This is a genomic window from Streptomyces calidiresistens, assembly GCF_014141525.1.
GTDB classification, from domain to species: Bacteria; Actinomycetota; Actinomycetes; order Streptomycetales; family Streptomycetaceae; genus Streptomyces; species Streptomyces calidiresistens.
Window position 1 is genome coordinate 1 of record NZ_VKHS01001044.1, and the last position, 1,585, is coordinate 1,585.

Annotated in this window: 2 protein-coding genes; one reads left to right on the forward strand and one right to left on the reverse strand. The window is 76.1% G+C overall.

Features of this window, described 5'->3' with window-relative positions:
- A partial coding sequence (speB, locus tag FOE67_RS25295; RefSeq protein WP_194444718.1) for an agmatinase occupies positions 1-978 on the forward strand: 978 nt, incomplete at its 5' end.
- A gap of 36 nt (positions 979-1,014) precedes the next feature.
- Here speB and map read toward each other — a convergent pair.
- A partial coding sequence (map, locus tag FOE67_RS25300; protein WP_182667140.1) for a type I methionyl aminopeptidase occupies positions 1,015-1,585 on the reverse strand: 571 nt, incomplete at its 5' end.

Below are 1,585 nucleotides of genomic sequence, written 5' to 3' on the forward strand. Positions count from 1 at the left end.
CCCGACGCCCCCACCGGCGGGAGCGGCCCGCGCGGCCCCGTCGACTCCTCCCGGGTGCCCCGCTACGCGGGCCCGGCGACCTTCGCGCGGTTGCCGCGTCTCGACGAGGTCGGGACCGCCGACATCGCCGTGGTCGGAGTCCCCTTCGACAGCGGCGTCTCCTACCGGCCCGGCGCCCGCTTCGGCGGCAACGCCATCCGCGAGGCCTCCCGCCTCCTGCGCCCCTACAACCCGGCGCAGGACGCCTCGCCCTTCGCCCTGACGCAGGTCGCCGACGCCGGGGACATCGCGGCCAACCCCTTCCGCATCGAGGAGGCGGTGGAGACGATCGAGGCCGCGGCCGACGATCTGATGGCCGACGGCACCCGTCTGATGACCCTGGGCGGGGACCACACCATCGCCCTGCCGCTGTTGCGGGCCGCCGCCCGCCGCCACGGCCCGGTGGCCCTGCTGCACTTCGACGCCCACCTCGACACCTGGGACACCTACTTCGGCGCCGCCTACACCCACGGCACCCCCTTCCGGCGGGCGGTGGAGGAGGGGATCCTCGACACCTCGGCCCTCTCCCACGTCGGGATCCGCGGCCCGCTGTACGACCGCCGCGACCTCGACGAGGACGCCCGGATGGGCTTCGGCATCGTCACCTCGGCCGACGTGATGCGCCGGGGCGTGGACGAGGTGGTGCAGCAGTTGCGCGAGCGCATCGGCGACCGCCCGCTGTACGTCTCGATCGACATCGACGTGCTGGACCCCGCCCACGCGCCGGGCACCGGCACCCCCGAGGCGGGCGGCCTGACCTCCCGTGAGCTGCTGGAGATCCTGCGCGGCCTGGCCGGGTTGCGGCTGATCTCGGCCGACCTGGTCGAGGTGGCGCCTGCCTACGACCACGCGGAGCTGACGACCGTCGCCGCCTCGCACACCGCCTACGAGTTGACCACCCTGATGGCCCGGCGGATCGCCGCCGAACGGGAGGGGTGACCCGGAGGGCGGGGCGCGCCCCGGCACCCCGGGTGCTCACGGCAGGGTGAGCACCCGGGGACCGGAGTCGGTGATCGCCACGGTGTGCTCGCTGTGGGTGGCGCGGCTGCCGTCGGTGGTGCGCAGGGTCCAGCCGTCCGGGTCGTGGCGGAAGTCGTCGCGCCCGCCGGCCAGCAGCATCGGTTCGATGGCCAGGACCATGCCGTGGCGCAGCCGCATGCCCCGGCCGGGGCGCCCCTCGTTGGGGACGTCCGGGGCCTCGTGCATCCGTCGGCCGATGCCGTGGCCGCCGAAGCCGTCGGGGATGCCGTAGCCGGCCTCCCGCCCGGTCCGCCCGATGGCGTGGGCGATGTCGCCGACGCGGGCCCCCGGCACCGCCGCCGCGATGCCCGCCGCCAGGGCCCGTTCGCCGGCCTCCACCAGGCGGCGGTCTCCGGGGCGGCCGGGGCCCACGGTGAAGCTGACCGCGGCGTCGCCGGTCCAGCCGTCCAGGACGGCGCCGCAGTCCACGCTCACCAGGTCGCCCCGCCGCAGGGGGGTCCGGCCGGGGATGCCGTGCACGATCGCGTCGTTGACGGACACGCAGATCACGGCGGGGAAGGGGGTG